The sequence below is a fragment of the Sphingobacterium sp. UBA6317 genome (assembly GCF_002440385.1).
GTDB lineage: Bacteria > Bacteroidota > Bacteroidia > Sphingobacteriales > Sphingobacteriaceae > Sphingobacterium > Sphingobacterium multivorum.
In genome coordinates, this window is sequence record NZ_DJTD01000054.1 from 89,433 (window position 1) to 111,725 (window position 22,293).

Annotated in this window: 19 protein-coding genes, 3 tRNA genes and 1 pseudogene; 10 read left to right on the top strand and 13 right to left on the bottom strand. The window is 38.5% G+C overall.

Features of this window, described 5'->3' with window-relative positions; all coding sequences use genetic code 11:
* Window positions 1-35: 35 nt before the first annotated feature.
* The 3 genes from B3E92_RS18955 to B3E92_RS18965 all read left to right on the top strand — a co-directional run bounded on the left by B3E92_RS18955 (window position 36) and on the right by B3E92_RS18965 (window position 799).
* The gene (locus B3E92_RS18955; RefSeq protein WP_070566068.1) at window positions 36-524 is read left to right on the top strand and encodes a regulatory protein RecX; all 489 of its coding nucleotides are present in this window, start codon (window positions 36-38) and stop codon (window positions 522-524) included.
* A gap of 112 nt (window positions 525-636) precedes the next feature.
* A tRNA-Gly gene (locus B3E92_RS18960) sits at window positions 637-709 on the top strand.
* 5 nt (window positions 710-714) lie between these two features.
* Window positions 715-799 (top strand) — tRNA-Leu (locus B3E92_RS18965).
* A 137-nt stretch (window positions 800-936) separates the two neighbouring features.
* Here the strand turns inward: B3E92_RS18965 and B3E92_RS18970 are convergent.
* From B3E92_RS18970 to B3E92_RS18985, 4 genes are all read right to left on the bottom strand, one after another.
* Entirely contained in the window at window positions 937-2,001 is a 1,065-nt protein-coding gene (locus B3E92_RS18970) for a chromate transporter (protein ID WP_254667708.1), read from the bottom strand.
* 11 nt (window positions 2,002-2,012) lie between these two features.
* Window positions 2,013-2,258, bottom strand: a complete 246-nt coding sequence (locus B3E92_RS18975) for a chromate transporter (RefSeq protein WP_201638680.1) — start codon at window positions 2,256-2,258, stop codon at window positions 2,013-2,015.
* 201 nt (window positions 2,259-2,459) lie between these two features.
* A complete protein-coding gene (locus B3E92_RS18980; RefSeq protein WP_046671760.1) occupies window positions 2,460-2,981 on the bottom strand; it encodes an OmpA family protein in 522 nt (173 codons plus the stop codon).
* 97 nt (window positions 2,982-3,078) lie between these two features.
* Window positions 3,079-5,265 (bottom strand): glucoamylase family protein, encoded by a 2,187-nt coding sequence (locus B3E92_RS18985; protein ID WP_070566074.1) that lies wholly within the window; start codon window positions 5,263-5,265, stop codon window positions 3,079-3,081.
* Window positions 5,266-5,425: 160 nt separating this feature from the next.
* On the opposite strand from B3E92_RS18985, the gene B3E92_RS18990 reads away from it, so the two are divergent.
* From B3E92_RS18990 to B3E92_RS19005, 4 genes are all read left to right on the top strand, one after another.
* Window positions 5,426-6,379, top strand: coding sequence for an acetyl-CoA carboxylase carboxyltransferase subunit alpha (locus tag B3E92_RS18990; protein WP_046671762.1), 954 nt, complete (start codon window positions 5,426-5,428; stop codon window positions 6,377-6,379).
* Between the two features lie 269 nt (window positions 6,380-6,648).
* Window positions 6,649-6,721: transfer RNA gene (locus B3E92_RS18995), tRNA-Lys, on the top strand.
* Window positions 6,722-6,969: 248 nt separating this feature from the next.
* Window positions 6,970-8,325 (top strand): site-specific integrase, encoded by a 1,356-nt coding sequence (locus tag B3E92_RS19000; RefSeq protein WP_286897903.1) that lies wholly within the window; start codon window positions 6,970-6,972, stop codon window positions 8,323-8,325.
* Window positions 8,326-8,753: 428 nt separating this feature from the next.
* Complete coding sequence (locus B3E92_RS19005; protein WP_286897906.1) at window positions 8,754-9,197, top strand: hypothetical protein; 444 nt, start codon at window positions 8,754-8,756, stop codon at window positions 9,195-9,197.
* A 95-nt stretch (window positions 9,198-9,292) separates the two neighbouring features.
* Here the strand turns inward: B3E92_RS19005 and B3E92_RS19010 are convergent, their stop codons facing one another.
* From B3E92_RS19010 to B3E92_RS19020, 3 genes are read right to left on the bottom strand one after another with little or no spacing between them, the layout of a single operon-like run.
* Window positions 9,293-9,490, bottom strand: a complete 198-nt coding sequence (locus tag B3E92_RS19010) for a hypothetical protein (RefSeq protein ID WP_286897908.1) — start codon at window positions 9,488-9,490, stop codon at window positions 9,293-9,295.
* Window positions 9,491-9,533: 43 nt separating this feature from the next.
* Window positions 9,534-10,829, bottom strand: a complete 1,296-nt coding sequence (locus B3E92_RS19015) for a FecR domain-containing protein (RefSeq protein WP_286897910.1) — start codon at window positions 10,827-10,829, stop codon at window positions 9,534-9,536.
* Window positions 10,830-10,858: 29 nt separating this feature from the next.
* On the bottom strand, window positions 10,859-11,392 hold the full coding sequence (locus B3E92_RS19020; RefSeq protein ID WP_286897912.1) for an RNA polymerase sigma factor: 534 nt from the start codon (window positions 11,390-11,392) through the stop codon (window positions 10,859-10,861).
* A gap of 258 nt (window positions 11,393-11,650) precedes the next feature.
* Between B3E92_RS19020 and B3E92_RS19025 the strand changes: the two genes are divergently transcribed.
* Both B3E92_RS19025 and B3E92_RS19030 read left to right on the top strand, forming a co-directional pair.
* The gene (locus tag B3E92_RS19025; protein ID WP_286897914.1) at window positions 11,651-12,244 is read left to right on the top strand and encodes a MauE/DoxX family redox-associated membrane protein; all 594 of its coding nucleotides are present in this window, start codon (window positions 11,651-11,653) and stop codon (window positions 12,242-12,244) included.
* A gap of 150 nt (window positions 12,245-12,394) precedes the next feature.
* A complete protein-coding gene (locus tag B3E92_RS19030) occupies window positions 12,395-12,718 on the top strand; it encodes a hypothetical protein (RefSeq protein WP_286897916.1) in 324 nt (107 codons plus the stop codon).
* Between the two features lie 36 nt (window positions 12,719-12,754).
* Here the strand turns inward: B3E92_RS19030 and B3E92_RS19035 are convergent, their stop codons facing one another.
* The 3 genes from B3E92_RS19035 to B3E92_RS19045 are packed head-to-tail and all read right to left on the bottom strand — an operon-like array spanning window position 12,755 to window position 18,709.
* Window positions 12,755-14,128 (bottom strand): RagB/SusD family nutrient uptake outer membrane protein, encoded by a 1,374-nt coding sequence (locus tag B3E92_RS19035; protein WP_286897918.1) that lies wholly within the window; start codon window positions 14,126-14,128, stop codon window positions 12,755-12,757.
* Between the two features lie 4 nt (window positions 14,129-14,132).
* The gene (locus B3E92_RS19040) at window positions 14,133-17,312 is read right to left on the bottom strand and encodes a SusC/RagA family TonB-linked outer membrane protein (protein ID WP_286897920.1); all 3,180 of its coding nucleotides are present in this window, start codon (window positions 17,310-17,312) and stop codon (window positions 14,133-14,135) included.
* Window positions 17,309-18,709, bottom strand: a complete 1,401-nt coding sequence (locus tag B3E92_RS19045; protein WP_286897921.1) for a TlpA family protein disulfide reductase — start codon at window positions 18,707-18,709, stop codon at window positions 17,309-17,311. The genes B3E92_RS19040 and B3E92_RS19045 overlap by 4 nt, the downstream gene beginning before the upstream one ends.
* 525 nt (window positions 18,710-19,234) lie before the next feature.
* Here B3E92_RS19045 and B3E92_RS19050 point away from each other — a divergent pair.
* Window positions 19,235-19,588 carry a hypothetical protein gene (locus B3E92_RS19050; protein ID WP_286897923.1) on the top strand — a complete coding sequence of 118 codons (354 nt, stop codon included), beginning with the start codon at window positions 19,235-19,237 and terminating at the stop codon, window positions 19,586-19,588.
* A 29-nt stretch (window positions 19,589-19,617) separates the two neighbouring features.
* On the opposite strand, the gene B3E92_RS19055 is transcribed toward B3E92_RS19050, so the two are convergent.
* The 3 genes and pseudogenes from B3E92_RS19055 to B3E92_RS19065 form a co-directional block, all read right to left on the bottom strand.
* Window positions 19,618-20,472 (bottom strand): HEPN domain-containing protein, encoded by an 855-nt coding sequence (locus B3E92_RS19055; RefSeq protein WP_286897924.1) that lies wholly within the window; start codon window positions 20,470-20,472, stop codon window positions 19,618-19,620.
* Window positions 20,473-21,232: 760 nt separating this feature from the next.
* Window positions 21,233-21,652 (bottom strand): hypothetical protein, encoded by a 420-nt coding sequence (locus B3E92_RS19060; protein WP_286897926.1) that lies wholly within the window; start codon window positions 21,650-21,652, stop codon window positions 21,233-21,235.
* A 21-nt stretch (window positions 21,653-21,673) separates the two neighbouring features.
* Window positions 21,674-22,293, bottom strand: a pseudogene (locus B3E92_RS19065) (hypothetical protein); the annotation flags it as partial.

The following is a 22,293-nucleotide window of genomic DNA, read 5'->3' on the forward strand; positions in this document are numbered from 1 at the left end:
TAGTTATTTCATATTATTTTTGAAATTTTGACAATATGTTTGACGAGGAAAAAAGAAATAAGAAGATATTAACGCAGCATCAGGCACAGTTGAAAGCGGAAAGCTATTGCGTCTATCAAGAACGCGCACAGCAAGAAGTACGCGATAAGCTCTACAGCTGGGGACTACACGAAGTAGAAGTCGAAAATATTTTGGCCAATTTGATCGCCGATAATTTTTTAAATGAAGAACGCTTTGCTATTGCCTACTGTAACGGAAAGCTCCGCATGAAAGGCTGGGGCAAAGTAAAAATCAAGCAGGCACTCAAGGCAAAACGGGTATCCGAGCAATTGATAAAAATTGCATTTAAGCAAATCGATCTCGATGAATATGAACAAATCTTAAATCACATCATTGACAAAAAACTCCGTGAAATTAGTGGCAAGGACCGCTATGCAGTTAAAAACAAAGTTTATCAGTTTGCACTATACCGCGGATTTGAGAGTGATTTAATTTTTTCTATACTGAATTCAAAGGAGTTATAAAAAACACAGAAAGAAAGTAAATAAATATTTTGCAATATTGAATTTTCGCTCTATATTTGCATCACCAAAAAGGAACGCAAGGTTCTTTTGAAAATTGAAATAAAATTCCAATGCGAAAATAGCTCAGCTGGTAGAGCACAACCTTGCCAAGGTTGGGGTCGCGAGTTCGAATCTCGTTTTTCGCTCACCTGCCTAGGTGGTGGAACTGGTAGACACGCAGGACTTAAAATCCTGTTCCCGTTAAGGGAGTGCGGGTTCGATTCCCGCCCTAGGTACAAGAAAGCTCATCTAACGATGGGCTTTTCTTGTTTATATGCGTCTGTAACCTAGAATAACCCTATCAAATTCACTCCCCCCTTCAATCTTTTATAAATTTGCTCGCGAAGCTCATCAGTCGATGGACATTTTTATTTTATCGCCATAAAAATAAGAGAAAGCCATAGGCCAAACTTAACAGTATAAGTTTCAACATGCCTATTTTATAGTTGAATAAAAGAAAAAGTGAAAATAGCACCCATACCAAAGCCATCGGCTCAATGGCATACCAAGAACTAACCCCACCTGGAAATAGAATTCCTAGTCCTAAATAACAGGCTAAATTAACGATTACACCAACGACCGATGCTGTTACTAAAGACAGAATAAATTGTATACATGCATTTTTTTGGGTCCGTTCGATCAGTGGTGCCCCAACAAAAATCAGGGCAAAGTTTGGCAAAAAGGTAAAATATGCTGTAGCGATCAAACCTAGTGCTGCCATAGAATAGGACTGATGGAAATGATTGAAGCCGGCCATGAAACCAACATAGGCCAAAACGACCACTAAAGGCCCCGGGGTTGTCTCTGCAAGCGCAAATCCATCTATCATCTGGCTTTTGGAAAGCCAAAACAATTTCTCTGTCACAAGGGCCGCAACATAGGGAATGATTGTATAAGAACCTCCAATCGTCAAATAAGCAGACTTTGTAAACAAAAAGGAAAGTGTCTTCCAAAATTCCGTATCGATAGTAAAAAATAGTAAAATGGACAGCGGAATCAACCATAGTAAGAAAAACAGCAGAACCTGAAGAGAAATACGACGGTAAGATATAGGGGGTAGTTTTTCGAGCGTATTGATATAATAAACTGATTCGAGCTGCTTATCTTCCTTTTCATGATGGGCATTTATTTTGGAAGTTTTTGACAAGATTGCATAGCATAGTACACCGAAAGCGATCACGCCCACAATAATCCAGGGCATTGGAACCCCAGCAAAATACGAGAGCAGAAAGGCAGCCAATGCGACCAAATAATGCCATATGCTGACAAGAGATTTCTGCCCCACTCGAAAGGTTGCAAATATAATGATCGCTAGAACGGCAGGTTTTAAAACCGAAAATAAAGCAATAAGCAATGCGGAGTTACCATAGTGCGCATATAGTGCACTGAGTCCAAATATAATGAGAAGTGAAGGAACAATAAAAAATAGTCCGGCCAACACACCTCCTTTTAAGCCGTGCAACTTCCATCCATCGTCAATTGGTGCGCCTCAGGTCCTGGCAATAACATACAGGCATTGAGTGCCTGAAAAAACTTCCTGTTGCTTACCCATCTTTTCTTTTCGACCAAAAAATCGTGCATAATGGTCACATGACCAGTTGTTCCACCAAAACTTATCCAACCTAACACAAACCAAAACCACATGGCTTCCCGAAAAATTGGCTTTTGTCTATGATCTTCTTCTTCTAAATTCATCTTTTTCAACGCTATTTCCCCTAGACTCGTACCTTATCGAAAACAATCTCCACAGCGCGAGCCTCCTACCGATATCTCCTATTTAAAATATCTCGTTTGGGGAGACGGTATACAACGATTTAAAACCGCGATATAACTGCATAAAAAAAGCGGGATATCTTAAATACCACGCTTTTTTATATTAAGAATTGGTCTGATAAACTATTTTTTATCTAAAATAGTAACTTCCACTCTTCTATTTTTTTGGCGTCCTTCCGGAGTTTTATTATCGCCAACTGGATTTGACTGACCGAAACCTTTTGCCGTGATGCGTGATTCAGCAACACCTGAATCTACTAAGAACTTCTTAACAGACGCTGCTCTTTTATCGGAAAGCCACTGATTATACTCAACAGTACCCGTAGCATCAGTATACCCATCAACTTTGATCTTATTATTACTTTCTTTCAAGATCAACGCCAATTTACTAACTTCAGTTTTTGCCTTCTCAGATAGATAAGAAGAGTTTGTTGGAAACAATAAATCAGACGATATACTAAACTTAATCCCTTCATCAGTTCTTTTCGCATCATTAAAATCCTTCTTCACATTTTTCAAACCATCATCAGTTCCATCTTTTGTTACAACAGCACCCGGATTGACTACAATAGCTTGTTGTTTACAGGAAAATAACGATAAACTTGCACATAAGGTTAAAATCCCCAAATTAATTTTTCTAAGCATGTCGTTTCTAACGTATTTAATATCGATTTAAGCAAGTAAATATAGCGAAAAAAGTCCAATATGACATCCCTTCTACGCCATAACTAACGTAACAAATCTATTTCTTGGTATATACTTTTTCTAAAGTCTTTTTTACCTCAGGAATATTCTCATACAATTTCCAGATCATGCCTGAATTTGCATTCTCGATCATTACGGCAATCGTTGCCTGATTCCTCGCACGATAGCTTTCAGAAACATCGTTGTTTTTAATATCAATCCAGCTTCTGAAACCATATTGCGTAAATAACACATCGGCGTATTCTTCGTAAAACTTACGTAATGCTTTTAGACCGATCTCCTTTTCAAATGGGTACGCTGCAATAGCTACCGCAGGATTCACCAAATATCCCTGATACGTGTCTTCCACATTTTCCACGCCCCAAATATCTGTAAATCGTGTCCCTATGCTCATTTCATTATCTCTACGTTTATAGGCCAAAATATAATTCGACAAATATTTCTTGTAATCGACAAAGTCATCCACTTTTCCTTTCGGATCCATAATCAAAAAGGGACGATAAACGGACATCAACGATTCATTTAAACTACCGCCGGCAATATTCTTGGCGAAAATAACTTTATCGTCGGAGTAGATCGAAACACCAGCATTTCCAGCATCGCCAATTAAAGGGTTTGCACTTATTGAACGCGCTAAAGAATCATCTAATTTCATTTTGAGTTCAGGAGCCAAATCATTGGTGTCATCCCCAAAATACAATTCGTGACCTTTATGTTTGGTTGCAAATCCATTGATATAAGCTGAAATCGCTAAAGGATGGGTAGGTGAAGACATCGCCAGCAAGTAGGTCCCCAGACTCTCGTTAAATCCCCCCAAAGGCCTCGATCTAGCTGTACTGTCTACTGGAGACCACTTATTCCAAAGTACATCAGGATGCTGTGCATCCGTAAAATAGTTCCAGTTTATGCGCTCCCAGAGCTTCGTAATAGTATTCCTCAAGGCCTGTTCCTCAGGATCCTCTTTAGAAAAATATTGTCGGGCGATCAAAAGCGATTCCATAATATGGGAGGTACCGCGCAAATCGTACGTTGGAACTGAATCGCGATAATAAGGTACCCCTGAGCGGCCATCGTAAAGCGCTGTAAAGACCCCTTGATGTTGTTGTGCACTGCTCAAAAATTTCACAATCCGTGTTAACCTGACCAAAAGAGCTTGTCGCGAGATCAAATTGTTCTCTCCTGCCACAAGCAAACCCAAGATCGCATAGCCGGTTTCATTTGTTGATACAATAGCTTGTCTATTACCTCGGTCAGGTAGAAACATACCACTATTCACATCATAGTTGTCTATAAAATAATTCACATGAGCATTTCGGATAAAATTCAACATCTCTTTATCCGTCCCTTTTTTTGTTTGTACCTCCCTAACCTCAGAAAATGGAGATTCAACATAATTATAATCTACCCAAGCGATTTTGTAATAATAAGATTTATTATATTCATTAACCCTATCCAGCGACTTCTGTACATAGATGGGTAAAATTGCTATCGGCTGAAAATTGAGTTTATCTTCCGAACGGTAGATTTTCACATAGCGGATACTTGGTGTCAGCGGCAATTGCCAAACCAGCTCAACTTGTTTATCTACGGAACTGATCTTCGATAAGATAGCTGCTGATGAAAGTCTTACCTTTGGATAGTTTTTGGGCAAAAACTCAATTTGATCGATAAATAATTGATTTGTCTGCAGGGCAGTTCCGTTTTGTTCCAGAATTAAAGCCGAAACAGACTTCCCTAGTGAAATTCCTCCAAATTTATTGACTGGAATGGACACATTAAGCCAGGTATCATAAGCAAAATCATCGATATAATTTGCGATATCCACAGCATTTGTCTTCGTGTCGTTTTGTTGTAAGGTAACTTTTGGCAATTGTCCCTTTTCAGTATTGCTTTGAATAAAGAGCTTAAAAGTTAGATGATCATCCTTGGCAATTAAATAGGGAAATTTCTGTTTGTCGTTTAAAATACTTGCCTCCCACTTACCATTAGGAGAAGAAACGTACCGCAAAGAAAGCGAATTGCCTGGCGTAAAAAACAAACTATCGGAAACCGGAAGGCTATAGCTCACATTTTGGATCCATGATTCACCGGTATAATGAGCGATACTCTTCGCATAACTCCCGTTGATTACACTATTGTCAAATAAAACCTCAGGATAACTTTCTGACCGAACAAGTGTAGGTAAGATCAGTAATAAAAGAAAGTAAAAATATTTTTTCAGCATAAGTCAACATTTTTCACAGACCTACAATCAAAAACTAAGCCACCAGTACGATTATAACGCAAATGTAACAAAGGAATTCCAATGATATTATCCTCCCTAATTTTAATTTCAGAAAAAATGCGCTAAATTAGCCCTCTGAATATTTTCATAAAATAGATATATGAAAACCACGTTTGATTTTGAAAAGCCAATTGCAGACTTGCAATTGCAAATTGAAAAGGTAACTCAAGTTGCCGAAAAAACTCAAGTTGACATGAGCGCAACCGTTCGTGAGCTTGAAGAAAAGCTTGCTTCTACTGAAAAAGAAATATACGGCAATTTAACAGGCTGGCAGAACGTTCAAATGTCGCGCCATCCGGATCGCCCTCAGACTTATGATTATATAGAAGCTATCTGCGACGAATTTATCGAGTTGCATGGTGATAGAACCGTTAAGGATGATAAAGCGATCGTCGGTGGTATGGCTTCTATTGATGGTAATGCCGTTATGATCATCGGTCATCAAAAAGGTAAAAACACCAAAGAGCGTCAATATCACAATTTTGGAATGGCCAATCCTGAAGGCTACCGAAAGGCATTACGTTTAATGAAAATGGCGGAAAAGTTCAATAAACCTGTGATCACTCTAATTGATACGATGGGTGCTTATCCAGGACTTGAAGCTGAGGAACGCGGACAGGGTGAAGCGATTGCGCGCAACCTCATGGAAATGGCTGTCTTGAAAGTTCCGATCATCTGCGTTGTTATTGGTGAAGGAGCTTCAGGTGGAGCTTTGGGTATTGGTGTTGGAAATAGAGTTTACATGATGGAACATACCTGGTATTCGGTCATATCACCTGAATCTTGTTCTTCCATCCTATGGAGAAGCTGGGATCACAAAGAAAAAGCCGCTGAGGCATTAAAATTGACTTCAGAAGACATGTTGGGCAACGGATTGATTGATGGTATTATCCCTGAACCGCTAGGTGGTGCTCACCAGGATCCTGCGGCAGCAGCGGCTAATCTAAAAAGCCAGTTGTTGAAAGATCTTGCCGAATTGACGGCTAAAGATAGCGATACATTAGTTACTGAAAGAATTGATAAGTTTAGCAAAATGGGTGTGGTAACTGAATAATGTTATCCATACAACCCCTACAGCATAAAAAAAGTCAGCAATTAGCTGACTTTTTTTATGACCATTCTAGCTTAAAAATACGCTTCCTTGCTCCAAAAAACCTCCGCTATACTAATCCTTCCTATCCCCAAGTGTTTTAAAAGGCCTTTTAAACAAAAAATAATTCAGTAATTTTTAAATAGTTACAATTTTTATCAACAAAAAAGATAAAAACATTTTGCACAAATAACTTATTTTTCTACCTTTGCATCACTTTCAAAAACAGAAAGGATTCCGTAGCTCAGCTGGTAGAGCAATACACTTTTAATGTATGGGTCCTGGGTTCGAATCCCAGCGGGATCACAGAAAACAATATCAAAAACTACTAAAACCCTGCAAATCAAATGATTTGCAGGGTTTTTGCTTTTTAGGGCTATCAGTATATTCACCATTTCGCATAAAACAAGTGCGTCATTAGGTGCGTCGTTCTTTATAGATTCCACAACTCCCCTAACAAACAATAACTATTTGAATATCAAAATATTCAAATTTTAAACATCTTGATTGAAACATACTGCAAGGCTATTTTTGTATCACTTAATGTTATCATTATGAAAACGAACCTTAGCTTACTCTTCTTCCTGAAAAAACCTAAAAACTACAAAGATGGTAGTCCCCGCTTCATTTATTTAAGGATTACTGTGGACGGCCAGCGTGCGGAATTATCAGCTGGACGGGAAATCGAACCTCACCGATGGAACGCAAAGGCCGCAAAGGCCATCGGAACGAAAGAAGAAACAAAGATCTTAAATACTTTCCTCGACAAATTTAAGTCCGAAGTCAGTGCCGTACATACTAAAATGGTTGCCCAAGGCGCAGAAATAACAGCCGAAAGAATAAAACTAAGGTATCTTGGGAAAGACGCCCCCTCTCCTACACATACAATTCTAGATGCCATCAAAGAGCACAACCTCAAGATGGAAGCTCTTATAGGTAACGATTATGCAACAGGCACTTTGAAAAGATTCCAAGTGCTTGAAAGACATCTCCGGGGATACATACAGCATCAGTACAAAAACAATGATCTTGACGTTAAGAAGATTGACAAAGCATTTATCGCCAATTTTGATTTTTACCTGCGCAATGAAAAGAAAAACGCGAACAATACCGCCGTTAAGTACTTAAAGAACTTTGGAAAGATCGTCAGGATATGTTTAGACAATAAATGGCTGGAAAGCGATCCGTTTGCGGGCCATAGATTCAAATCCAAGCCAGTGAAGAGAGATTACCTCACCGCCGAAGAATTACAGCGTATAGCGGACAGAGAATTCAAGACAGACCGCTTAATACAGGTTCGCGATTTCTTCCTTTTCAGCTGCTACACCGGACTGTCATACGTCGATGTAAAGAACCTCAGGCCATCCGATATCGTCATCGGTGTGGATGGTGGGCGATGGATCAACATCCATAGGCAAAAGACAGATATCAGGGTTCCTATTCCGCTGCTCCCCGTTGCAGAGACCATACTCGACAGGTACAAGGATCACCCTGTATACGCCGAAAAATGTTTATGCCTGCCCATAGCGAGCAACCAGAAGATGAACGAATACCTTGTCGAAGTCGCCGAGCTTTCGGGGGTAAAGAAAACATTGGGCAACAGGATCGCCAAACGCACTTTCGCAACCACGGTAACCCTTAGCAATGGCGTGCCGATCGAAAGTGTATCCAAGATGCTCGGCCACACCAACCTACGGACAACACAGCTTTACGCCCATTTACTCGACCAAAAGATCGCCCACGACATGGCGCCGTTAAAAGAACTGTTTGCAGGTGCTGGCGTCGCCGTGGATGCAATGACCGATAGGAACCTACAGGCTATCCTACAGCTCGTGCATTCCGAAGTTTCCGATCAGGAGATCCTGACCGTGATCAAGGTCTTAAGGGTAAAACTAAAGATAGCTATATAAAGCTGGCCATCCTTCTATTATTTTCAGACAAGATAGATACCAAGTCCAAAGGCCGTCTCCGGCCTTTGGCTTCTTTTAGTTAGATCGGAACCTAGTACCCCAAATGGAATCCATGCGGTCAATGATTATAGGAATTTACAGGAAAGCAGGGAACTGTACGAAAGACTAAATGAGATAAAAAACCGGCCCGATATAAGTCTGGGAAAGAAAACGGGGCGTGTGCTCCATTTATCGCTCTCATTGGTTCGTTGCCTTTAGTCAGCCCAACGTATAAGGACGGCCAAGGCTAAGGGCGGTGTATCTCCGTAAGCAAAAAAGAACTATAGAATCGGCCACAAAAGTGGGCCGATCTGAGAATAAATCGTATATTAGTTATTCATCATTTCAGAACTAGAGCAAATAGCACCAATTTCCTAATATCACTAGGCATGAAAAAATTAAGATCGTTATTACTTATCATTTTTATAGGGTTGGGGATCGCCAATGCCCAATCAAACAATAAAAATAAATACGTTATAGACCTCCCAACGACCAGCCGGGACACGACCTTTGAGAACCTATTGCATCTTCTTGTTGCAAGCGATTACTTTGTCGTCTCAGCGGATAAAAGCTCGGGGTTTATACAATGTAAGACCGTGAAGGACGACAGCAAAGTTTTTACAAGCCTAAAAGTAGATATTCTTGAGTACAATCTACTGATACGGGAAAACAAAGATAAAGGTACACGTATATATATCCAGGCCAACCTTAAGCAAAAAACTCGAACAGTTAGCGTGAATAACGACGGAGTTTACAATGATGATATCGGTGTCACTAAAAAGCCGAAACATTACGAACCTTTTATCGAATTCCTTGAATCCAATCTGAAATAAAATCCGATGGCTTTAAGTTCAAAATTTCCGCTGTAACCATTCCGAGCTCCGCAATTCAGACCTTTAAAGTTAATCTAACAGAACGGGAGACTGACTCATCCCTTAAACAGCCAAGAGCGGGAACGGCCACGTCCATGTGCGGTGGGGTTCCGCAGGCCACAAATGCGAGGGGGGCAAAACCAACGGGCTGCGAGGCACGAAGCTGCCTGTTGGACCATGGCGGGACGTTGTGGTGTCCGAGGATGGCGAGGTAAGCCTCTACGGCCGACTTCCATCAGTTTTCTAGTAGCCAAACCTCAGCATCAAACATATCCAAGAAACCTGTCTACCCTTTTCTTACCTGAGCCCCCCGATTTTGTCATCCGAAAACTTCATCGCAACTCTATCCCGTTTGTCCTCAGGGCAGAAGCTGATCATCCCTTTTTCTTCATGCAAGAGAACACCTGCCTGACGAATAGCACTGTACACTTCTTCACGACCACTCTGGTAACAGATAGACACCGAAATATGCCTATCCTTTGGGATACAGTCCCATTTTTTGATCGTAAATCCTTCCCAGCGGCTCATTTCACCTACAAAGACCACCAAAGGCACATCTTTATAGACGCGGATTTTACGGGTCCACATCTTAGCTTCTTTGAAATCCTGGTCTGCCACATACCCCATTGTATCACGGGGATGCTGATTGTAGCCTGCGTATCTGGTTCCTACATATACAAAGTCTCCGGGTGAGACCATAGACTTCACTTTGTGCAGGTCATGTGAATAGACCTCCATTCTTCCGGCATTGAGCATGGTCTTCATGTTACCCGTATCAGTCCGGATTAAAAAATCAGCTCGCGTGACCGTTACTTTGCCTTTTTCCGTACCGATAATCAAAGGTGTGCTTTTATACCGGTTATTAGCATCAACATAAGCCTCTCCTTTGATATGTACTACTGTTGAATCTCCTTTTCGGAGCGGATAGCTCAACTGCGACTGCGCATTCATCCGTATCCTGGTGCCGTCTTCCAGTTCAACGACGCATTGCTGCCGTGGAGCTGTATAAATATCCAGACTTTCTAGATTAGATATATGACTGTTTTGCACCTGTTCTCTTTGGATGCGCAGCAGCCCTTCCCGGGTGCGGCTGACGGCCAGATCGCCAAGCTGTACTATTGTACCAAAGGTATCCTGCCCGGCCCTTACCCATGTGGAGTCGGCAGCCAACATCAGGCAGGAGGACTCAATCAAGGGGATTTCGGCATCATCTGCGATGCCAAGACATGGGCTCTCCAGATGCAGCATAGCATCCTCTTTTTTATACGGGTAAAAGAAGTATAACAGCATACCTCCTATAAATAACAGTAGAGCCGCTGCATATCCAAATGTGCTGTGCCGCTTTATTTTTCCTTGTCTGCGGATAGCTTCGCCACGGTATTTTATTTCCTCATAATCAGGCATCCAATCGTCCAATGCATCTTGGGGCAATTGTCCTTCCAGCTCCCCTAATATCCTTACAACTATTCTATCATACTCTTCTTCGGAATAATTTGATTTCCGTTGCTCCAGATCTGCCATTTCACTGTTACTGATGCCCCCTAAAAATTGTTTCCTGATCAATTCTTCTATAGCTATTTTATCTTGGTCCATTATATTCCCATTAAGTTGTCAAACAAAAATTATTTCCAGTCCCTGAGCGCACGCCTGATTTTATTGATCGCAGTACTTGCGATATTCTTGACCCGCTGTAACGAAATACCATACATTGTTGAGATCTCTTTATTCTCAAAACCCTGCATTTTAGCATTCAGAAGTACATCTTTCTCCTTCGGCGTCAGCTGTTCGGTAGCCTTTAAGAATCGCTGATAGAGTTCCTCGTAGTCCAATGCGGTATCGGCATGCGTACTGTCCGTGAGTAGCAGCCCCTCTTCAAGAGGTGCTTTTACATCTTTATGCTCGGCACGGATGGCATTCAGGGATTGATATTTGGCAATGTTCATCATCCAGGCAAATGGTTCTTTCATCCTGGACACACGTATTCCATCCGCCCATATAGTAGCAATGGTCTCGGCAAAGACATCCTTCACCAGTTCATCGTCATCTTTGATAAATTGTCGGATACGTGTTTTGAGCTGAAGCCCATAACGTTTCATGATCTGGTTTATAGCCAAACCGGGCTCATCTGCCAGTCGCTTAAAACTATCTTCTTCCATATCTTAAATATTATATTCATCGCCATTTTTTTAAAATAACAAAAATTATCAACTGATTATCAGTCATATATAAAAAACATCAATTTTCAGGCGGTACGATTACCGCATTTATGTTAGATATAGTAAAAGGAGAAAGAATTTTTATAATCGGTAAAACTAAGATACGAAGACAAAATCAAATAAACAAATCAAATATCTAACAAACAGATAGTTACATTAAAAAGTAACCTAGCATTGTATTGATTAAATCAGGAAGTCATGAAAACAAAAGTATTCCATATCACTAGCTGCAGCACAGACATCTTTATGCTACTTTTTTGGCTGTATGCCGCTGTGGACACACTGTTGCACCTGCCCGAATTCCATGCTTCGCTTTTGGATCAGCCATTTCCCAGCTGGTGGGCGGATATGTTATTCTTGATGCTGCCGGTAGTAGAGCTGGGCATTGGGATACTATTTGCGATCAGGTTTTTCAAACGGTATAAACCGCTATTAATCAATCCTTACCTGTTGTCGATTATTTTATTAACCATCTTCACAGTCTATACTGATCTGGGTGCCAGCGGACTATATAAACAGAAGCCCTGTGGCTATGCATCCGTTTTCAGTGGGTTATCCTGGGGATGGCATCTCATCATCAATCTGGTATTGATCTTTGTGTCCATATTGGGGTGGTACTTGAATGGCCCAACTACCCCCATGGTCCGGTGTAAGCAATACGAAAAAAAGATGCTGTATGCTGTCAATTGGATCATAACAACGAAAGTTTCCACTTATTCCGTTCTGCTACGACGTGTGAAGAAAATTCGTATGCGGTTTGCACTCTTCCCGGCAGGGCCGGTGAAAGCATAAAATATGAAACGTGATGGCATCCCCGTAAAAAGAGTGCCCGAGGTATTAAAAGATTGGTGCACCTCGCTAAAGCAATGCATCGATCCTTATTAAAAAAACAGAGTTTTTTGAGGTAACCTTTTTTTGCTATTATAATAAAAGGCCACAACGATGAATATCGTAAAAAGTATCAAAAAAACAGCAATTGCCGGAGTATCGGCATTATCATTATTATTTGGAGTTGCATTAATGGTAAATGCAATGGATAAACCCGAAACTATAAAAACTGCAGATAGTTCTTGGTACGAAATTGATCCAAGTACAGGGGATATAGATCCAACTCCAATGGCAAGTTCCCCTTGTCCTTCAACGAATACGAAGGTCGATTGCGCCGTGGAGTTGTCAAATTCAACTCCGGTACCGGCTAACAGGGATGATCTTGATTACGGTGGTGGATCAACACCAACATTAAATCATACTTTTAGAAGTAATTAAAACTAAATGGGCTGCAAAAATGCAGCCCATTTTAGATTATCGAGGATTTTGAAGAAATTTATTAATGAAAATGATGTAATCAGGTATGGGAAGAACATATTTATTATCATTTGGCAGCAATGCAAAATGTTTTCCATCAATATTTCTATTTAAGGTCTGTTCAAAATCTTTTGTCAAGTTTAACCTTCTTAAATCCGACCATCTTATACCCCTAAATAAGAGCTCTTTCCTTCTTTCTTCCAGAATAATATTCAATAAATTACTATCAGCATCCAAAAACTCTTTTGCTTGTATTTCCGATTCAAATCGATGTGACAGAAGATAAAGCATAGATTGATAAGCTTTATCCTTTTGTCCTATCCTAGCTTCACATTCAGCTTTAATCAAATACATTTCATCTACAGCGATCCCTCCAAAAAACGTATTAGTTCCGTCATAAGAACCACGAAATTGAATTCTTCCAGATTTATTTGTAAAAAATAGATTTTTCCTTAAATCATTCTCGGAATAAGATGCCATCAAAGTGGTATCAATTTGATAAGATGTGTCAAATATCTCACTTCCGGATAGTGTATTATAAAATATTACTTCCGAATTATAGCGCGGGAATGGGAAATCTAAAGTTTGATCAATATTTTTAAAATCTATCAAATCACTATTTTTTTGCATACTCAGCTCAGCATATTCCAAGGCTTTCGAATATTTCCCTTGAATTAGATAAATTCTAGCTAACAATGCTTCATTAGCAGCCTTTGATGGCAATCTGCTTTGAGAATCACCTCTGGAAGGCAATAGTGGTTCTGCAGTCAGCAGATCATTAATCATTTGGTTATAGGTCTCCTCCAAATTTCCCCTTGTAAGTTTGGCATCAAGATCGGTATTAAGCCGTAATGGTAAACCATATTTAATACCGTTTTCGCCTTCCGCTTCAAAAGTACTACAAAATATTTGTGAAAGATGATATAGCCCGAATGACCGATGAAACAAAGCCATACCTTTTAGTTCATTCATTTTTTGATCTTCTTGCTGGTTGGCTGGTTTTAATTTTGGCACAGACTCCAGAATAGTATTTGCATAATAAATACGTTGGTAAGGCCAGCCCCAATCAGCAGGAACTCCACCTATCGAAGGGTCTTCATAAATCTTCTCATTCCAGCTGTATGCATTCTTTTCCCACGCATTTCTAAGAGATTTATAAATATCATTGTCAATAAAATAATCATCTGCTGAAATCTCTCCTAATATAGGCGCAGAAGTATTCATTATTACGAAATTATTGAGCAGTGCTTGGAGGTCTTCAATAGTAGAAGGTATTACTAATTGTTTATTCTGTTTAATATCAAGCCATTCCTTTCCACAGGAAAAAAGCAAAAACGATATTAAAACCAAAATAATTCTTCTATTTTTCATGTTTTTAAAAATTTACATTCACGCCTAAAGAATATACTCTAACTGGAGGAAAAAATGAAGAGGGGTAATCCGGATCGATCTTATACTTTGAAGATTTCCATAATATTCCCATATTATCAATATTTCCATAAATTTTCGCCTGCTTAATGTATTTTGAAATTAAAGGAAGGCGGTATGAAAAATTAATGTCACGTAACCTAATATGATCCCCTTTTTCAACGAAATAGCTTGAGAAACCTACAATTAGATCCCGGTTAGCATCAACACTTTTTGGAACCGATGGTATATTTGTTAACAATTCATCTCCGGGTTTAGTCCATCGCAACAGAAAATCCTGATGGCCACTCATGGAATTCAGAAAATTATAATAGTTCATAGTAGGCCTTCTAAAGTAATATCCTAATTTATATTGAACATTAAAACCTAATGTAAACTCTCTAAAAGTAAAAGTATTTCGAATAGAACCAAATATTGTGGGTGTACTTTGACCGTGGTATTTTAAATCGGACACAGTTAATTTATTTCTAAAATCAGCATAGTTTTTAGTATCATTACCATCAATGGTCACAATTGGATCTCCTGTCGTTGGATCCAATTTGTAATCAGGATAACTGAAAAGTATGTCTAATGGACGGTTTTCTATTGGTGCAGTAAAATTCCCACGAACATAGGCATCCGTTGAAACCCTACCATCCGGAAGATAATTTGTTACTTTATTTTTAACCTTACTGAATAAAAAATCCGTCTGCCAATTGAACACGGTTGAAATGATATTGGTGGACGTTACTTCAATATCAATTCCACTTGCTTTCATATCGGCATAATTTACCCTGTACATTCCTGTAACAGCCGAAGAAAAGTAAAGGGTCGGATCAATAGTTGTAAAACCAAAAAGATCCTTACAATACTTTGAATAATATTCCAAAGAACCAGTGATTCTATTTCCTTTTGTCTTAAAATCTATTCCAAAATTTGTAAGCGCTACTTTTTCCCATCGTAATAATGGATTTCCTGGGTTTGTAATTGTACCAAATGGAAACCCATTTTCAGAATCAGTACCAATGCGCATTGTAGGGAATGCAGTAACAGTTTTATCGATATTTCCATTTATACCATACGTAGTCCTCAACCGGAGATATGGCATCCCTTTGAAAGGATAAAACTTCTCATCTGATAACAGCCAACTTGCGCCGACTGACCATAGCGGTACTCCTCTTTGGTTCGTTAAAACACCAAATAAATTAGATGCATCCCATCTTGAGCTTAATGAGATTATATATTTATTATGATGATTATATGAAATATTGCCAAAATACGATAGATACCTGTCAATCGTCTCATGAATATAATTGTCCGGTGCAGGAATATACTGTGAGCCTCTAGGACGTATATTAAATCTGGAACTAAAATCCAAATTACTTTGCCCTATATTAATCTCTGGATCATATCCATAAAGGGTATTAGAACCTGACCGAGATTTTACCTGTCGAATTTCGGAACCCAACAATACGTTCAGTTGATCGTTTCCATTAATTTGCTTATTGATATTTAGTTGTGGTCGAATCGAATAAAATTGTTCTTTACTATTTGATCCGTAATTAATTCCTCCAATAGGTATAGGCCGCTCACCATTGGGCTGTGTATAGCGGTTTATCATATCTCTAGTATAATAGCTATCTTTTGAATAGTAGGTATGATCTTTTCCGTAAGTTTGTCCATACTGTCCTTTAATATCTAAATCAATTCCATGAATTATATGAAAAATTGTAGCTAGATTTAACTGATATTGGGTTAGGCTATTCGTTATATCTCTTAAACTTGGTTCATCCAACGGACGGAAACGCCAATCAAGTAAACCCAAACTTTCCTGTTGAATTTTATAGGAGGTTCGAAAATCGCGCTCAATATCCAGATTATTTCCCAACTCGTCTTTTAATCTTGCATAAGGATAAAGTTTCGTTCCAAGCCCAAGCATCCCCAAGCCATTATTTCTATTCTTAAGATCAGATATTAACAACTGTGCTGTAATATCAAGAATCCTACTGATCTTATATTGATTACGTAAATTCAACGTATATCTGTCGCTTCCATTCCCTTTTATGTCTTTGTTGTTTTTATCATACCCTAAGGATAAGTAGTAATTTCCTTCCGCATATCTTCCATCCAATGCTATGGCATATTGTTGAAAACTCCCCTTTTGATATAAATAATCATTAGCATCCTTTAATAAGTCATTTTGACTAAATTTTTCTCGAAATTTCTCTAAATCCTCCTTTGTTATCTTTCCATTTCTAAGGTCTATCCGATCCTGCACATATGGTGATAGTATATTCATATTAGCATTTTTCTCCACGGAATTATAAAACCCCCTGTCAAAAAAGGTATCTTCTAACTCTAGAAAATCTTTAGATGCAAGCCAGCTTTTTGAATAATGAAGGTCTGGCCGATCCTGTATAGAAAAAGCTGAGGTGAAGCTCACATTATTACTTGCTGTCCCATTCCTATTTCTTGTAGTAATGACGATTACACCATTGGCTGCACGGGCACCCCAAATCGAGGCGGCAGCAGCATCTTTTAAAATCGTTACGTTTTCTATATCATTCGGGTTAATTGACTGAATATCTCCTTCATAAGGGAAATTATCCAAAATGATCAAAGGCTGTGTATTTGCATACATGGTTGATAAACCTCTCACCCTTAAAGAAGGCGGATCATCGCTATTTCTGACAGATCTCCTGTCGAATGATAGACTATTGGTTACTCCCTCAAGCTTTGTTAAGATGTTACTGCTAATTTTACGACCCAACAGGTCTCTATTAATAAAAGTAAAGGAACCGGTTGCTCTTTCTTTAGGAACTTTCTGAAAACCTGTAGAAACTTCGACTTCTTGTAAGATATTCTCCGTAGGTATGAGAAAATAGACTGCATTATTTTTAACATCGGCAATCCTTAATGACTTAAATCCAACATGAGAAATCATTAGGCTGTCATTCTTAGAATTCACTTTAATTATAAAATGACCATTTTTATCAGTTTTAGTTTGTGATTTTAAACTCGATTGAGACACACTGGCATTTTCAATAGGAAGATTAGTAACATTGTTTCTTATTGTACCTGTAATCACCTGTTGTCCTTGCACTTGAATAATACTCAATAATAGGACTAATATCAACGTAATTTTCATATTCCCTCCCTATTCTTATCTTTAATAACCAGCACCTTGATCATTCTATTTTCTTTAGTAAAGAATAAGCCATATCTTTTCAAATGTTGTTCGATTGCAGGCATCCCTTTTAGAATTTTAGGCATTTGTAGCTCCACTCCTTTTTCCACTCCTGTTTCATCTAAAAAAGGAAATTGAATATCTCGATTTTGGCCTTGAATATATTTTAACATTTTAGAAATGCTTGTGAAGCTTACGATTGGTTCATTTAACTTATTTAGTTTGGGTAATTCAAATTTTCCCGTTATCCTTTTTAATACATAACAAGGTCTACTTCTAAGCTCTAATCCAGCTACTATGTTAAATTTTGCTCCAAAAAATATATTTACATCTTCTTTAATTGCCTTGAACTGTTCAGCTCTTGAAATAGGAACAGGGGTGATATTCACATAATTAAAGAGAGTCGTATCTAACGCCTTTTCAAGGGCTAAATCATGTTTATATTCTCCTGTCATTATTCCCGGATATTGTAGTTTTTCAAGTTTATCATCATCAATTTCCAGAATTGTCTTAAAATCACTTTCAACATTATATATTATTGAATCTGAATAGGCTAATTGAATTAATGCCAGAGGATCAATATTATAGATGGCAAACTCTTCCGGTTTTGTTGCAAATCCTCCTCCACCTTGTATATTGGCCTTGACCCTCGGAAAAACACCCCTAATCATAAAGTGGTTGCCTTCTTTTAATGCAGTTTCAAACCCTCGTTTTAAAAATTCATTGCGACTAATTTTATAATCTGCACCTCTATTAATGAATTTCACTTCTTCACCCTCTAAAAAATTTCGAATATTTTTCTGTGTACCATATTCTCCATTTGTAATGGAAATAATGGTATTATCTTTTATCCATATTTGATTCGGATAGGCAGCTGAGGGAAAATATTTGGATAATATCGAGTCAGAAACAACAGATGGTATAATCCATTTATTCTTTATTCTCGGAAATATTTCAAGATCTTTCTGTGGTGAAACGGGTAGCACAGCAAGATCATTTTCATTGCGTTGAATTGAATCAAGTCTGTTTAATGATCTGATACATGGGGCACAATAAGTTGTCCAGAAATCTATTACAATCAGTTTTTTCTTCCGATAATCTTTTAAAGTAAGCGTGTTTTTTGCTTGTGGATGGTTAACAACCTGTAAAGGTATATTCCATAATTCTTCCGGAATAGTATCACCGATTTGTAGTGGTGTAATCTCCTTTTGTACAGCTTCGGTTTTTTGTTTGGAGGACTGCGCGGAACATAAACTAAACATAGAAACGAAAATCGTTGTAAGGATCTTTAGGAGGTTATTCCCCTTATGGAACCTTGTTTTTAGGTCTTTTATGGTTAACAGTATAAGTGTGGGCATAATTTAGTCTTGTTTATGGTCGAAAAAATAACGGTACGACTGGACATATTTATCGCATTACGCCGGTGGCGTTTATTTTTTCGATGAAAATTGGTCTGTTTTCTAGGGTTATAAAAATAGTCGCCCCCAGCCCCTAGGAAAATTCATAATGGATTCTTGGGGACAAAGAGTGGGAATATAGGTATCTGTAGGGTTATTCAGGATGCTTAATCAGGTTTTTTAGAAAGACCTTTTTACCGGAATATTTTTTGTTCAACAGAAAAACATAAGGCTGGGGACTCCTAAACTCATTACTGAGGCTTGAGAAACAGCCCGGCCATGTATAAAAGGAGTCCCGCCCTATATGTTTTTCTTTATCGTATTTAATAAACATCGCTCTAGTTTTAGGTTTCTCAGGCCCAGCAGCGAGGATGTTTAATCAAATATAGTAAACAAATCATTAAATACAAAATATTAAGTATTTAATACTATATTTTTACGTATTCAAAAATTAAAGAATGCTATAAAACTTTAGGATTTTTGGATATGGGTGGTAAAGAAATCTTGGGGAAATATATTCAAAGAAAGTTAAGAGGGAAAGGAATCGAAGATAAAGATGTTGCAAGATCGCTAAACATCGCGCTTAGGTCTGTACCTTATATTTATAAACAGACTGAAATTTCCAGTGAGCGCTTGGCCAAAATTAGCATTTTACTAGATGAAAATATCTACTTGGATTACTATGGAGATGAAGAGCCCCTGAAATCTCTACTTAACCGAGAAACAAATAAATTAAAAGAGCTAAACGAAAAGGGCCTTGCCGTAATCGATGATAAAAATCTAATTATTGAACTTCAAAATAAACTTATCGTCGAATTAGAGGAAAAGCTAAAGAAATAGACTTAAAATTCATCATATCTAGATCCGTGTTAAAAAGATTCGATTTTCTCTTGGCAAAGTTGTTTGACCAATTCCTGCATTTTTTTCACTTTGCTTATTAATTCTTTTAAATCATCTTCTGATATCACGTAGTCCAGTTTATACCGCGCATCAATATACCCTTTTTTTAAGAGATCAAACAGATGCAGCTCGCGTTCGTTCAAAACTGGGGTACGGAACAATTGATATAAGTCGGTCGAAATGTGCTTAGCATAATTCCTCAGTTTTTGAAGATTATGTGTTTTAGGTTTATATCCTGTGTATACCAATAGTACTGCACTATAGAAACATTCAGTAGCTTGATGTAATGAGAATGCACACAATCTTAATTCTTTATCAGTCAGATAAAAATCGACTCCTTTTAAAAATCCTTGTGCTTGCGGAAACCAGATATCAAAATAGCCCTGAGCCTTTTTCTTTTCCTCTATAGGAGTTAATATTCTAGGTTCATCAAAGGTATAATTACCATCGTCAAACAGGAGAATGCCTTCGTTAATAATATCGGTAAAAAAGTATTGTCCAAAACGTAGCCCCTCGTTGATGTAATCAATATCATGTACGATAGGGCTAACTACGTTATTCACATGGTTAGATCGGTTTTCAATGTGGCTGATTATGGCATGTTCCTTCTCTTCTCCTTTTTTTATCACTACCAAAAAGTCATAGTCGCTGATATAACTGAAACGTACTCCATTTTCAACATATTCGTCCTCGACCCAATTACCATTTGCATGACTCCCGAATAAAATCACTTTAACGGGATTCGCTTCTTCCTTTATGATTTCAAGGATCTGTCTTATATCTTCTTGCTTGTTCTCCGGCAAGTGGTCGATGGTCATTTTCATAGTGTAAATATACTAAAAAGCCCTTAAACAGCATTATAGTTAGGAACTAGATGCACGGTAAACTTTACAAACATCTATTTCTATAGGCTGATGCTAAGGTTTTATAGGACTCGTTTAATATATACATAGCATCAAATCCTTTTTTTAGGGCAATTTCAAGTTTGCCGACTTTAATGGAATATTCAGTAGAGTACCTAACATCAACATAAGCGCTGTCAATCTGTTTGAGCACATCATGCTCCGGCTTGTTTTCAGCATCAAATAGGCACCCTAATCCGAAAGAACAACAATATATAGCGCTGGTGTGCAATAATTGAGTGCGATCGTAAATCACGCCCCATCAATAAGATTTCGGCGGCCATAAACGTCTGCTCTAGTTGCTGGTGGAGCATTAATGACGCTAAACTGAACTATTCTGAAGTAATGAACAGATACGGTGATGACCCGTTAAAGAATCCGGAATTTATATACCGATATATGTCAACATTGGGATAAAAATACAGCTCCCCATCTCCTTGCCAGTTTTTTTGTATATAAATGATATCCTAATTAAATAACCTTTCCGGATAAATCTCAAAAATATCAATATAGGTATATAATCAGCATGGATAAACAATCTATGGGATTCATGAATGTTACTGAATATGGATCAAGTTTTTACAGACATGCCCACCTTAAAAGAAGGCGGGCATGTTATACATCCCACATAACGGGCAATAATTCATCTATATAAAAGGGACGTATTCCCTCGATTTTCCCATTAAAAATTCTTATCCAAAAGCATATAGGAAAAGATTAAAAAGAGGATTACCGCCACACCAACTATCAATCTGGTCAATACTGCACTGACGTATTCAACACTCTTGGTCTGCTCTGGAAAAAGCGAAATCCTATATTCCTTTTTAAACGGCTTGGGCCATTCTTCCATACTATTACCGATAGTCATTAGACTATTTTTAAGAATTGATTCCAGCCGTGTCAGGTCCGGCTCAGGGGACTTTATCACTATTTCACCATATTTCTTTTCGAAATCTGTGAGCAAAGCCTGCGTCTGCGCTTCCTTGACCAATAATGCTTCATTTTTCTTGGATAGCTCTGTTTCGAGAAACTCCGTCTTTTTAATAAGGTTTTCGATTACTTCATCCATAACCGATCGTTCGGTTGCCTGTTGATTGTTCATTTTTTATCCTTTCTTTTATTTTCATCTTTTATTCTTACGTGCTTTATTTGTCCTCCTCCTATTCCGCCCATGGATTGCCTCATCATCCACATCATCGGACAAATGAGCTACCGGAGCGAAAAGGTCTCCTAATAGACCGCCGGAAAATCTCGTCGGGGACTCTGTTTTGATGGAGGCTGACATCTGTTCATCCGGAATGGACGATGAGTGTTGCGGACGGGCAAGTATTTCCCTGAGCTCATCGGCAAGGCTCCTTTTCTCTTCCTGTTTTTTCACAGGTAAGACGTCTTTTCCTTCTTTTCGGAAGATCTGTTCATTTTTGGCCAACTGCAAACTGATTTTCCCGTAACTATAATTCCTGTCAATCTCCGACCCTTTAAACTGGTATCCGCTTTTACTAAAACTGATTCCCTGCACTTCTTCTGTTCCGCTTCTGAATTTGTACAGAATGCCTATACCCTGCCCGGCAAGTAACTTCTCAAGCTCGCCCATGCTTGCTGCTTTGGGCAATAAGGCACGGATCTGATCGTGGATCTGGTACTTTGCCCTGTCAGCTCCTTTAAGGTTCTGGCGGTTCACCTTGTCTTTCCCTTTGGCGATATGGAAACCATGCTTTAGCGAAGCTGTCTCAAATTTATTGA